Below are 12,270 nucleotides of genomic sequence, written 5' to 3'. Positions count from 1 at the left end.
GAGTGGATCCGGGCGCGCCAGCCACCCTCGGGCCGGGCGTACCCACCGTCGAGACTGACCTCTTCCCCAGCACAACGAGCCTGGATCCGGCCGCCGTCGGTGTCCACCGCGCGGCTGTGGCGACCCGGACGGGAGGCCCCCGGGAACGGGGTCGGACCGACGTCCGGGCCCGTACCGGAGACGCCACTGTGCGTGACTGCCGGCGATGCGGCCGAGGACGAAACTGCGATCGGTGACGGGGCGGAGACCGGCGAGGACGTCACCTGACGACCGGCCTCGCCGATCGCGAACGACGCGATAGCGGCAACCGTCGCGACTGCCGCCAGCCACACAAGTAGCGTGCCCACGATCCGGCGTTTCACCCAAATCACCTCCGTCGGCACCATAGCGTTGAGCCGTGCGGGTGGAGATCCGGACATTCAGAATGTCCGGAACCACTCCACAGCCGGTACCGTCGCGCACGTGGCGGTCATTCTGATCATCGAGGACGACGCGGGAATCCGCGCGGCCCTCTCCAGAGCTCTGACCGATCGCGGTCACGCAGTGCAATGGCAGCCGGGAGGTCTTCCCGGCCTGCAGTCGGTGATCGACGATCGGCCGGACGTAGTCCTGCTCGACCTCGGTCTGCCCGACGTCGACGGCATCCAGGTGCTGACGATGCTGCGTGCCGTGAGCGAGGTGCCGGTGATCGTCGTGACGGCCCGCGACGAGGACACGGACGCCGTCCGCGCCCTCGACGCCGGGGCCGACGACTTCGTCACCAAGCCCTTCGGCGCCGACCACCTCGACGCCCGGATCCGCGCGGTGCTGCGCCGCGGCGGGCCGCAGAAGACCGAGGGCCCGCTCACGGTCGGCGGTCTGGCGCTCGACGCGCGCACCCGCGTGGCCACCCTCGACGGTGAGCCGCTGGAACTGTCGCGCAAGGAGTTCGACCTGCTGCTGGCCCTGGCCCAGCGGGCCGGCGAGGTGGTCAGTAAGCGCGAACTGCTCGCCGAGGTCTGGCAGCAGCCGTACGGTGGCGGGGACCGCACCATCGACGTGCATCTGTCCTGGTTGCGCCGCAAGCTCGGGGAGTCGGCCGCAGAGCCGCGCTACCTGCACAGCACCCGCGGCGTGGGGATCCGTCTGGTCGCCCCCGGCACCGACTGATCCAGCCTCGACCTGTGCCGTCCCGAACCCTGAGGAGCAGGTGACCCGTGCGCTGGCGTCTCACCCTGCTCGTCGCCGCGACCACGTCCGCCGTGGTCCTGGCCTTCCTGATCCCGCTCACCCTGCTGCTGCGCTCGCTGGCCGAGGAACGCACGCTGGCCACCGTCACGGCCGACGCGACGAACCTCGCCCAGATCGCGGCCTCCTCGGGGGCCGACACGGCGAAGGCCGAGCTCGACAAGGCCGCCTCCGGGCCTGACCCGCTGGGCATCACCACGATCTTCCTGCCCGACAACTCCACGCTCGGGGCCCAGGTCGCCGACGACTCCGAGAACATCGACACCGCGCGCACCGGGCTGGCCTTCACCACCCGCAACGACGGCCAGGCCGTGGTCTACGCGCCGGCGCTGAGCACCGAGGGCGCGTACATCGTGCGCACCGAGGTCAGCGGCGCCGAGCTGCACCGGGACGTCGGGCGGGCCAGCCTGATCCTGGCCGCGCTGGGCACGCTGCTGCTCGCGCTCTCGGTCGGGGCCGCCGACACGCTGGCCCGAAGACTCAGCGACCCGATCAAAGACCTGGCCGCGGCGGCGGACTCGATCCGCGACGGCCGGCTCGACATCCGCAGTCCCGAGCACGGGCCGCCCGAGGTGGTGGCCATGGCCGGGGCGCTGAACCGGCTCTCGGCCCGCATCGAGCAGCTGCTGATCTCCGAACGGGAGTCGGTGGCCGACCTCTCGCACCGTCTGCGCACCCCGGTCACCGCGTTGCGGCTGGACGTGGAGAGCGTGACCGACCCGGAGGTGGCGCGGCGCATCGAGGAGCACGTGGCCACCCTCGAGCGCACGGTGAGCGCGGTGGTGCAGGACGCGCGGCGCCCGGTGAAGGCGAACGTGACCTCCCGGTGCGACGTGGCGGCACTGGTCGGCGAGCGCGTGGCGTTCTGGTCGGCGCTGGCCGACGAGCAGGGACGATCGCTGCGCACCTGGCTGCCGAGCCGGCCCACCTGGGCGCGGATCGACCCGGTGGAGCTCACCGACGTGGTGGACGTGCTGATCGACAACGTGTTCGCGCACACCGAGGAGGGTGTGCCGCTCGAGGTCACGGTGAACACCAACGCGGCCCACGAGATCGTGCTGGCCGTGCAGGACGGCGGGCCCGGTCTGCCGGGGGCCGACGTGGTGGCCCGGGGGCACAGCAACGCCGGTTCGTCGGGCCTCGGTCTGGACATCGTGCGGCGGGCCGCGATCGCCTCGGGCGGGCGGCTGGAGCTGGGCAAGTCCCGGCTCGGCGGGGCGAAGGTGCAGGTCGTGCTGAGCCCGGCCGAGACCCGCACCCGCGAGCGCATGCGGCAGCGGCGCAAGGGAGCCGGGGGCAGCCTGGGGCAGAGGTTCCGCAAGCTGGTCGGTCAGTCCTCCTGATCCTCCCGTCGTGCTCGGCGGTGCGTAATTCGCGGCGGTTCACCCCCTTTGGTGATCGTTGGCCGACCGTGATCGCTCGCGTACGGCGACCTGGGGGGATCTCATCTGGTTGACGTTTATTTGAGAATTGGATGACCGGCTCTTCACCGAGCTGACCCCACAGTGGCTGGGTGCGTTCCGTGAGCCCTGACGACCGAGACCGCGGCCTTCGGGTCGCCGGCACCCTGACCGCCGGCGTCGCCGCGGTCGCCCTCGTGGCCGTCGGCGGCACCACGGCCCTGGCGGCGTCGCAGACCCGGGAGAAGGACGAGGCGAAAGCCGCGGCCTGGCAGGCACAGCAGCCCCAGGCGACGCCCGACGACACCCAGACCACCGACGACTCGGCCACCCCCGAGACCGAGGCCACCGGCACGCCCCGGCCGGCCCGGAAGAAGCAGAACTCGGGCGGTGGCACCCGGACCACCCAGACGTCGACCGAAACCGGCGGATCACAGACCGACGGTTCGCAGACCGGCTCCGGTGCGGACGACGTCCCCAGTTCCGAGGCCTCGCAGCCCAGGGCGACCACCAAGACCTCGACGACCACCTCCAAGCCCACCACCCCGGCGGAGACGACCACCGCCGACGAGGCGGAGGAGACCGAGACGAGCACGACGACCACGAGCACCACGACGTCTCCCCCGGCCGTGCCCTCGAGCGGGTCCTGATCGATGCCCCCGGTCTCTGACGCGGGCCAGACGCTCGAGTACGGCACCGCTCGCTGGAGCGCGCTGGGCAGTTACGCCGCGCTGGTGGTGGCCGACGCCGAGAAGCTCGAGGCGGCGCGGGCGGCCTGCGAGCGCATCCTGGCCGAGGTGGACAAGGCGGCGAGCCGGTTCCGCACCGACTCCGACCTGGCCCGGACCAACCGTTACGCGGGGACCTGGGTGGGGGTGACACCGCTGCTGTGCCGGGCGGTGTCGGCGGCGGTGTGGGCGGCCGAGGCGACCGACGGCCTGGTCGACCCGACACTCGGGCGGCAGCTGCTCGCGCTCGGTTACGACCGCGACATCGACGAGCTGCGGCGCCTGATGGCGACGGGTCAGGCGATGGACTCCACCGTGATGCCCGGGCTGGTCTCCGGCGACCCGGCGCAGGCCTCCTACCCGGCCCGCACCGGCGCCTGGCGAGAGATCGAGATCGACCCGCAGGGTGCAATGCGAGTTCCGGACGACGTGTCGCTCGACCTCGGCGCGACCGGCAAGGCGTTCGCCGCCGACCTGATCGCCGAGACCGTGCCGAGCGAGGTGGGAACCGATCTGGTGATCAGCCTGGGGGGTGATGTCGCGGTCGGGCTACTTCCGGACACCGCCCCGGGCACGCATCCTTGGCGGGTGTCGATCACCGAACTGCCCGAAGACGTCGCGGCTCCCGGGGCCGAGGTGGTGGTGATCACCGAGGGCGGCCTGGCCACCTCGTCGGTGCTGGCCCGCCGCTGGTGGAACGACGGCGAGCTGCACCATCTGCTCGACCCGCGCACCGGCCGGCCGGTCGACGCGACCTTCCGCACGGTCACGGCCTGCGGGGTCTCCTGCGTGGAGGCGAACGCGATCAGCACCGCGTCGATCGTGCGCGGCCGGGCGGCCGTGGAGTGGCTCGAGCACGAAGACGTCGCCGCGCGCCTGGTCGCGGCCGACGGCACGGTGCACCGGGTGGCCGGCTGGCCGCTGGGCGCAGTGAACGGATGAGCCCCGACTTCTTCACCGAGGCCTTCAAGGACGACCGCCTGCTCTGGTTCCTCAACCGCGGTACCGGCGTGATCCTGCTGCTCCTGATGACCCTGTCCGTGGCGCTCGGCGTGCTCTCGACGCTACGGGCGTCGTCGCGGTTCTGGCCCCGGTTCGTCACGCAGCACCTGCACCGCAACATCTCGCTGCTCGCGGTCGCGCTGCTGATCGCGCACGCGGTGCTCGCGGTGATCGACGAGTTCGTGAACATCCGCTGGTGGGACGTCTTCGTCCCGTTCCGGGGCGAGTACGAGCCGCTGTGGCTGGGTCTCGGCACGCTGGCCACCGACTTCGTGATCCTCACGGTGCTCACCGGCCTGTCCCGCACCCGGTTCCGCTCGCGCACCTGGCGGGCGATCCACCTGACCTCGTACCTGGGCTGGGTGGCCGGGCTGGTGCACGGTTTCGGCATCGGCACCGACAACACCGAAACCTGGTCGATGGCGATCAGCGTGCTCTGCGTCGGCATCGTGGTCTGGGCCGTGGTGGTCCGCGTGGGCACGCTGGGCACGGAACGGCGCCTGGAGCGTCAGTCCCCGGCCGGACGGCGACGCCGATGACCCACACCGAGGTCGAGGCCGGTTTCCACGGTGTGGTCTCGCTGCTCGACGGCCCGCTGCTGCTGCGCGGGGTCGGGCCGGACGGCGACGGCAGCCTGTCCCAGCACCGGCGGCTGTGGAACGAGCCGGCCCGCCGTGACGCGCAGCAGCTGATCGAGATGAGCTGGAAGATCGGCCTGACCGGGCGAGGTGGGGCCGAGTTCCCGTTCGCCCGCAAGCTGCAGGCGGCCCTCGAGTCGGGCAAGAAGCGCGAGCTGGTGGTGAACTGCTCGGAGGGTGAGCCGGCCAGCGCCAAGGACAGCGCGATGATGTTCTCGGCGCCGCACCTGGTGCTCGACGGCGCCCAGCTGCTGGCCGAGACGCTCGACATCCACCACGTGCACGTCGCCGTTCCGGGTGAGCGGCCGCACGTGGCCGCCGCGATCAAGCACGCGATCAAGGAGCGTCCGCGCGGACGCAAGGCCGTCGCCTTCGAGATGCACGTCACCAGCGGCGGTTTCGTCGGCGGGCAGTCGGCGGCGGTGCTGGAGATGGTGGCCGGGCGCGACAATCTGCCCGTCACCACGCGCACCCCGACCGCCATCTCCGGGCTGCGGGGGCGGCCGACCATGCTGTCGAACGCCGAGACGCTGGCCCACCTGGCCGCGGTGAGCGACCTCGGCCCGGAACGGTACGCGCGCTGGGGCACCCCGGCCGAGCCCGGCACCCGGCTGCTGTCGATCTCGGCCGACGGCCCGGGCGGCCTGGTGCTCGAGGCCCCGCACGGCGTCCCCCTGGCCGAGATGCTGGAGTTCTGCGGCTACGACCCGGAGCGCCCGCTGCTGCTCGGCGGCTACCACGGCACCTGGCTCTCGCCCCAGCAGGTCACCAACTGCACGCTCAGCCCCAGCGACCTGGCCCGGTTCGGCGCCAAACTCGGTGCCGGCGTCCTGCTCCCGATGCTGCCCGGCGACTGCCCCCTGACCTACACCGCGTCGATCGTCGACTACCTGGCCGGGCAACGCGCCAAGCGCTGTGGCCCCTGCACCAACGGCTTACCGGCAATGGCGGACGCGTGCACGCGTCTCCCGCTCACCCGCTCCCATCGTGAGGCGGCCGGGTTGGTGGAACGGATCGAGCAACTGACCGGCCTCGTCACCGGCCGCGGCGCCTGCTCACACCCGGACGGCACCGCCCGCCTGGTGCGCTCCATGCTCGAAACCTTCCGCCCGGAGATCGACCAGCACGTAGACGGCTACTGCACCTACGCCTGACCCGAACCCGTCCGACCCCACGCTCCGGCCCAACGCACCCGCCCCACGCTCCGATCCCACGCACCGGCCCTCACGCACCGACCCTCACGCACGGACCTCACGCCCGGCCCAACGCCCCGGCCCAACGCACCGGCCCAACGCCCCGACCCCACGCACCGACCCTCACCGCCCCACGCTCCGGTCCCCACACCCGAACCGGCCGGATACCCGTCGCGCCAGCAACCCGGCTCGGCGAACCTGCTGCTTTCGATTATCGATAATCGAAAGCAGCAGGTTCGCGCGCGAGCCATGCGAGCGACCAGTGCAGCCACATCTCAGGCCCGTCCACGCAGACGGCCATGCCAGCACCCGGTTCAGGAGCCCACTCGCAGACCGGCCAGGCGAGCACTCGATTCAGGGGCCCGCTCGCAGACCGGCTAAGCAAGCACCCGATTCAGGGGCCCGCTCGCAGACCGGCTAAGCGAGCACCCGATTCAGGGGCCCGCTCGCAGACCGGCTAAGCAAGCACCCGGCTCAGGGTCCGGCTCGCAAACCGGCTGGGCGAGCACCCGGCTCAGGGGCCCGCTCGCAGACCGGCTAAGCGAGCACCCGATTCAAGGGCCGGCTCGCAGACCGGCTAGGCGAGCACCAGGTTCCAGGTTCCCAGCCACAGACCGGCGCCGGTGGCCAGGGCAGCCACGGCCACACCGCCGAGCACCACGGCCCAGTCGAAGAGGCCGAAGTGGGCGGGGCGGGCCCAGGTGCGGGGGGCGTCCACGCCGAAGCCGCGGGCCTCCATGGTGGTGGCCAGCACCGTCCCTCGGCGGATCGCGATCACCAGCAGCGCGAACACCTGGCCCAGCAGCTGCCGCAGTCCGTGGTCGAACCCCCGGGCGCGACGGGCCATGGTCAGGGTCTGCCACTCCTGGGCCAGCAGTCCGACCAGCCGCAGGGCAGCCAACGCGGAGAGCACGAAACGGTGCGGCAGTCGCAGGATCTGGGCCAGCGAGTCGGCCAGGTCGGTGGGATCGGTGGTGGCCAGCAGCACGACGCCGGGCAGGCCGATCGCCAGGATGCGCAGGGTGATCGCGACCGCCGAGCTGAGCGAGCCCTCGGTGACCGAGACCGGGCCCAGGCCGAGCAGGACGTCGCCGCCGTCCACGCCGAACACCAGGGTCAGGAGGCCGGCCGGAACGGCGCCGAGCAGGATGATCCAGCTACTGCGGAACAGTTTTCGCGGTGACAGGCCGCACCACGGCAGGAACGCCAGCTCGAGAGCCAGGGCCACACCGGCCGTCACCGGGTCGACCGTGAGGATGAGCGCGACCGAGATCACCGTGGCCACCGCCAGTTTGGCGGCCGGATCGGCCCGGGCCAGCGGAGCGCGCGAGGCCTCGCGGATGTCCAGGCCGTGCAGCAGGGCGGTCACAGCTCCAGCACCTCCCCCGTGTCACCGTCGCCCGCGAGCGCCTCGACCAGCTCCAGGTCGTGCGTCGCCGCCACCACGGCCCGGCCCTCACCGAGCAGTTCCAGCAGCAGCGCGGTGAGTTCGGTCCAGGTGCGGGCGTCCTGGCCGAAGGTCGGCTCGTCGAGCACCAGCACACCGGGCGCGGTCGCCAGCACGGTCGCGACCGAGAGCCGCCGCTGTTCACCACCGCTCAGCGTGTAGGGGTTGGCGCGCGCCAGGTGGTCCAACCGCAGGCGTCGCAGCAGTTCGTCGATCTCGATGGGGGTCCCCCTGACCCTTCGGGCCGAGGAGGTGCCCCCGGCATCGGGGTTCGCCGTACGCCCGAACCACCCGCGACGACCCGCCGCCCGTTCCGGGCCGACCGCCAGTTCCCCGGCCACGGTCGACGCGACGAACTGGTGCTGCGGATCCTGGAACACCGTGCCGATCCGGCTGACCAGCTGCCCGGCCCGCCAGCGGTGCGGATGCGGCCCGGCACCGTTCGCCAGTATCCCGGAGGCCGTCAGCGAACCGGCCGCCGGTGGGGTCAATCCGGCCAGAGTCAGCGCCAGCGTGGACTTTCCGGCCCCGTTGGGCCCCGTGACCGCCAGCGCCCGACCGGCCCGCACCGTCAGGTCGACGTCGCGCACCGGCGGTTCGGTCTGCCCCGGCCGCCGGGCGGCGAGCCCCTCCGCCGTGAGCAGGGGCTCGGCCACCGACGCGGCCGCGGCCGCCGGCCGGGGCTCGGCCGTGAGCAGTGGCGAGCCCCCGGAACCGGCGCCCGGGAGATTCGCCGTACCGCGCGTCCGCCATCGGGAACGCACCCCGGGAACCCAGACCCCGGCGGCGACCAGTGCGGAAGCCTGCTCGGCGAAGACCTGCCCCGGGGCGCCGTCGGCGAACACCCCGCCGCCGGGCTCGAGCACCACGACCCGATCGATGAACGGCAGCCACGGCTCGACCCGGTGTTCAACGAGAACGCAACCGGCGCCGGTCATCTCGAGCACGGTCGCGATGCTGCGCCGCACCAGATCGGCCCCGGCCGGATCGAGCATCGCGGTCGGCTCGTCGAGCAGCAGCAGACCCGGACCGAGCGCGAGCACCCCGGCGAGCGCCAGCCGCTGCCGCTCCCCACCCGACAGCCGCCCGGTCGGGTGCTCGACCGGGTACGGAAACCCGACCCCGTCCAGCGCTTTCGCCACCCGCGGCCAGATCTCCGACGTCGGCACGGCGTGGTTCTCCAGCCCGAAGGCCACGTCGTCACCGCAGCGGGCCAGCACGGTCTGAGCCTGCGGGTCCTGCAGCAGAAGCCCGGTCAGCGCCTGCCCGGCCCGCACCGCGTCCACCCGCGCGCGCCGGGCGACCACCCCGTCCAGAAGCAGTGATCCCTCCTCGTCACCCCCGGACTCCTCCGGGTCGAGAAGCCCCGCCAGCCCGGCCAGCAACGTGGACTTGCCGGCGCCACTGGCCCCGAGCAGCAGCACCCGCTCACCGGGCTCGATCCGCAGGTCGAGACCCCGCACGGCCCAGGCCTTCCGGGTTGAGTGCCGCCACCCCCAGTCCCGGGCCTCGACCACCGGTGGAGAAGACTCAGACACGTTCGGCACTACGTCCCGAGGCGAGCGGAGCGAGTGTTCCGGTGCGGGCCAGCGCCCCCGTGAGCAGCCACGACCCGAGCCCCGCGATCACCACGCCGGAGCCGGTCGCGATCACCACGTAGGCCAGCTTCACCCCCGGGCTGACCTCGGGGTAGTAGATCAGGCTGTCCATCAGGCCGACCACGACTCCCGCCCCGGCCCCTGCGAACAACGCGGACGGCAGGCCGTAGCGGCGGTACAGCAGCAGCGCGAAGACGACCTCGGCCCCCATCCCCTCGACCAGGCCGTACCAGACCGTCGCGAATCCCCACTCGTTGCCGACCAACGCCGACAGCGTCGCCGCGACCAGCTCGGTGTAGACCGCAGCCCCCGGCTTACGCACCACCAGCGCACCCAGCACCGCCGGGAACAGCCACACCCCCACCACGAGCGCGGACGCCGGGGGCACCATCGCGTCACGCAGCGGCGTCGACGCGGCGTTCCAGATCGCGAACACCAGGCCACCCGCCACCCCCAGCACACTGGCCGTGACGATGTCGACCACCCGCCAGCGCCCCGCCCGGGCCGTGGCCGCGGTGACCGCGACCCCCGCCGTGCCCACGAACAACGCGGCGGGCAGCGTCAGGTCGGCCAGGGTGGTACCGAAGACCGACATGCCCTCCGGTAGCCCGACCAGGTAGATCACCGCGGCCAGCACGACGGCACCGACCGCCGTGAACAACCGTGGCCCACTCCAAGGGGTACTGCTCATGTCCCGTGCACCTCCGTCATCGGAGGGGGGTTTCGACGGTCGGCGCATGCTGGTGGCACACACCTCGGCCAGAACCGAGAAAGCTCGACTCCCTTCGCCGGCATGACCCGGATCAGGTTCGAGGGTCTGCGATCGCTCGCACTCTCAGCGCCCTTGTGGCGCTCCCCTGTCGCTCTTGTGACCGTACACCTACTCAGCGGTTGCTGTGGACCCCTAGGACAGCGCAGCGATCCCGTGCCACCCTGTGACGGTGATCCTCAGGATGCTTCGCAGCACCACGCAGTCCGGACACGGGCCCAGCCCGCTGGCCCGGGTCGTCGCGCTGCTGATCCTCCTGGGCATGTTCGGCATCAGTGCCCCGGTGCTCGTACCGGTGGTGCGCTGGATCTTCTCGCTGCTCTGACGATGCCGCAGCCTGATCTTCAGGGCAGGATGGTCCTGGCACGACACGTCCGCGAACGAGGAGATCAGGCATGAATTCGGTGATGTGGAAGGTCCTGTCGGCCGTGTCCGCGATCGCCGCGGCACAGGCGGCCAACCAGAGTCTGAACCTGATCTGGAAGGGCGCCACGGGCAACAAGCCGCCGACGGTGCCCGAAGACCCGGAGACGACCTGGAAGGAAGCCATCGCCTGGGCCGCGCTCTCGGGCGCGATCATGGGTGTGGCCCGCATGTTCGCCACCCGTCAGGCAGCCGCCTACTACGTGCGGTCGACCGGCAAGATGCCCAAGGCGCTGGTCCGGGACTGACCGTGGTCCTCGATCTCTCGGGCAGGCCCCTCGTCCTCGACGGGGGCCTGTCCACCGAACTCGAACGTCAGGGCCACGACATCTCGGGTGCCCTGTGGTCGGCGCAGCTGCTGATCGACAACCCCACCGCGATCATCGACGCGCACCGGGCGTTTCTCGAGGCCGGCGCCGACATCGTCACCACGGCGAGCTACCAGGCACCGCTGGAGCTGATGCCGACGTCGGTGCGCCTGGCCCGCGAGGCCGTGTCCGACGCCCCCGCCCTGGTCGCGGGTTCCGTCGGCCCCTACGGGGCGACGCTCGCCAACGGCGCCGAGTACACCGGCGACTACCCGGGCATGAACGTCCAGACGCTGCGGGCCTTTCACCGCCCCCGGCTCGCCGCCCTGGCCGAGGCGGGCGTGGACGTCCTCGCGGTGGAGACCATTCCGTCGCTGCTCGAGGTCGAGGCCCTGCTCGCCGAACTCGACGACCTGCAGTTCCCGGCCTGGCTGAGCCTCACCCCCGCAGGGCTGGAAACCCGCCGGGGCGAGCCGGTTTCCGAGGCCTTCACGATGGCGGCATCGGTCTCACCGGTGGTCGCGGTGGGGGCGAACTGCACCGAGCCCGCCTTCATTGCGGACGTGGTGGCCCGGTCGGGCGCGCTGCCCGCGGTCGCGTACCCCAACAGTGGCGAGGGCTGGGACGCCTCGGCCCGGTCGTGGACCCCGGCGTCCTCCGAATCCGTCTTCCCGGTCGAGGACTGGATCGCCGCCGGCGCCCGGATCATCGGCGGCTGCTGCCGGGTGACTCCGGCCCAGATCCGCGAGATCGCGGAAACGGTTGCCGCTCAGCCTCTCTGAGGCCGTGGCCGTCGCGGTCACGCGGTCACCTGGGCGGTGAGCACCTGGGTGACCGCCTCCCGGTCGCCACTGACGACCAGCCGGGGGTCGTGCGGCGAGACCCGTTGCCACAGAGCGAGGTACAGCACCTCGGCCGGACCGGTCACGGTGGCCTCGGGTCGCACGTCGCCGGTGCCGTCGCCGCCGAACACGTGCTCGCCGATCTGCACGCTCCGGCTCAGCGGCGGGATCCGCCGCAGCCGCACCTGCCGGGGGAAGAACACGTGCCGGACCTCGTCGATGCCGTCCTCGGCCAGGTCCGGATCGATGGCCTCCGCTGCACCCAGCGCGTTCTGCGCGTCCCAGAGGTGCACGGTGACCTCGTGCACCTGACGGCGGCGCCACCAGCCGGCGATCCTGGGGGTCTCGGACCCGAAGTGCCAGGCGGGCCGGGCCTCGTCCGCCAGCACCGTCATCAGCCCGGCGGCCGACTCGCGGTACCAGTCGGCCGGATGCCGGGCCGGGGCCTTCGTCGGGGTCCCGTCGGGATTGCCGTGCACGATGGCATGAGCGGCCCACTGATGGACGCCGCCGAGGTGGTCGGCCAGGTCGAACAGGCTCCAGCCCGGCGTCGAGGGAACGGGTGCGGTGAGGTCGTCGCGCTCGAGCAACGCCGCGAACCGCTGCATCCGGCCCTCGAGCACACTGAGAAAATCGATCGCCACGTCCTTCGACCTCCGCCTCGTTCGGACAACCGCTGCATCTTCACCCATGGG

General features: G+C 72.1%; 13 protein-coding genes and 1 riboswitch. Of the genes, 9 read left to right on the top strand and 4 right to left on the bottom strand.

All coding sequences use genetic code 11. From position 1 onward, the window contains the following. The first annotated feature begins 462 nt into the window (after positions 1 to 462). From J2S57_RS11725 to J2S57_RS11700, 6 genes are all read left to right on the top strand, one after another. A complete protein-coding gene (locus J2S57_RS11725; protein ID WP_307241538.1) occupies positions 463 to 1,149 on the top strand; it encodes a response regulator transcription factor in 687 nt (228 codons plus the stop codon). A 47-nt stretch (positions 1,150 to 1,196) separates the two neighbouring features. After that, entirely contained in the window at positions 1,197 to 2,570 is a 1,374-nt protein-coding gene (locus J2S57_RS11720; RefSeq protein ID WP_307241536.1) for a sensor histidine kinase, read from the top strand. Between the two features lie 179 nt (positions 2,571 to 2,749). Continuing rightward, positions 2,750 to 3,277 carry a hypothetical protein gene (locus tag J2S57_RS11715; RefSeq protein ID WP_307241534.1) on the top strand — a complete coding sequence of 176 codons (528 nt, stop codon included), beginning with the start codon at positions 2,750 to 2,752 and terminating at the stop codon, positions 3,275 to 3,277. A 3-nt stretch (positions 3,278 to 3,280) separates the two neighbouring features. Further along, positions 3,281 to 4,297: an FAD:protein FMN transferase gene (locus J2S57_RS11710; protein ID WP_307241532.1), complete on the top strand. Its 1,017-nt coding sequence runs from the start codon at positions 3,281 to 3,283 to the stop codon at positions 4,295 to 4,297. After that, a complete protein-coding gene (locus J2S57_RS11705) occupies positions 4,294 to 4,896 on the top strand; it encodes a DUF8596 domain-containing protein (protein WP_307241530.1) in 603 nt (200 codons plus the stop codon). Before J2S57_RS11710 ends, J2S57_RS11705 begins: the two co-directional genes overlap by 4 nt. Next, entirely contained in the window at positions 4,893 to 6,149 is a 1,257-nt protein-coding gene (locus J2S57_RS11700) for an NADH-ubiquinone oxidoreductase-F iron-sulfur binding region domain-containing protein (RefSeq protein ID WP_307241528.1), read from the top strand. Before J2S57_RS11705 ends, J2S57_RS11700 begins: the two co-directional genes overlap by 4 nt. Before the next feature lie 616 nt (positions 6,150 to 6,765). On the opposite strand, the gene J2S57_RS11695 is transcribed toward J2S57_RS11700, so the two are convergent. From J2S57_RS11695 to J2S57_RS11685, 3 genes are read right to left on the bottom strand one after another with little or no spacing between them, the layout of a single operon-like run. Then, complete coding sequence (locus tag J2S57_RS11695; protein ID WP_307241526.1) at positions 6,766 to 7,557, bottom strand: energy-coupling factor transporter transmembrane component T family protein; 792 nt, start codon at positions 7,555 to 7,557, stop codon at positions 6,766 to 6,768. Beyond that, the gene (locus tag J2S57_RS11690) at positions 7,554 to 9,173 is read right to left on the bottom strand and encodes an ABC transporter ATP-binding protein (RefSeq protein WP_307241524.1); all 1,620 of its coding nucleotides are present in this window, start codon (positions 9,171 to 9,173) and stop codon (positions 7,554 to 7,556) included. Before J2S57_RS11690 ends, J2S57_RS11695 begins: the two co-directional genes overlap by 4 nt. Continuing rightward, a complete protein-coding gene (locus J2S57_RS11685; RefSeq protein ID WP_307241522.1) occupies positions 9,166 to 9,924 on the bottom strand; it encodes an ECF transporter S component in 759 nt (252 codons plus the stop codon). Before J2S57_RS11685 ends, J2S57_RS11690 begins: the two co-directional genes overlap by 8 nt. A 72-nt stretch (positions 9,925 to 9,996) precedes the next feature. Beyond that, a riboswitch (TPP riboswitch) is annotated at positions 9,997 to 10,102 on the bottom strand. 72 nt (positions 10,103 to 10,174) lie between these two features. Between J2S57_RS11685 and J2S57_RS11680 the strand changes: the two genes are divergently transcribed. The 3 genes from J2S57_RS11680 (at position 10,175) to mmuM (ending at position 11,515) form a co-directional block, all read left to right on the top strand. Beyond that, positions 10,175 to 10,327: a hypothetical protein gene (locus J2S57_RS11680; protein ID WP_307241520.1), complete on the top strand. Its 153-nt coding sequence runs from the start codon at positions 10,175 to 10,177 to the stop codon at positions 10,325 to 10,327. Between the two features lie 70 nt (positions 10,328 to 10,397). Continuing rightward, complete coding sequence (locus tag J2S57_RS11675) at positions 10,398 to 10,673, top strand: DUF4235 domain-containing protein (RefSeq protein ID WP_307241518.1); 276 nt, start codon at positions 10,398 to 10,400, stop codon at positions 10,671 to 10,673. Positions 10,674 to 10,675: 2 nt separating this feature from the next. Then, complete coding sequence (gene mmuM, locus J2S57_RS11670) at positions 10,676 to 11,515, top strand: homocysteine S-methyltransferase (protein ID WP_307241516.1); 840 nt, start codon at positions 10,676 to 10,678, stop codon at positions 11,513 to 11,515. A gap of 17 nt (positions 11,516 to 11,532) precedes the next feature. Here mmuM and J2S57_RS11665 read toward each other — a convergent pair whose 3' ends face one another. Next, positions 11,533 to 12,219, bottom strand: coding sequence for a maleylpyruvate isomerase family mycothiol-dependent enzyme (locus J2S57_RS11665; protein WP_307241514.1), 687 nt, complete (start codon positions 12,217 to 12,219; stop codon positions 11,533 to 11,535). Between the last annotated feature and the right edge of the window lie 51 nt (positions 12,220 to 12,270).

The sequence above is a fragment of the Kineosporia succinea genome, assembly GCF_030811555.1.
GTDB classification, from domain to species: domain Bacteria; phylum Actinomycetota; class Actinomycetes; order Actinomycetales; family Kineosporiaceae; genus Kineosporia; species Kineosporia succinea.
The sequence above is the reverse complement of the archived record's forward strand: the minus strand, read 5'-3'. Positions and strand labels throughout refer to the sequence as shown.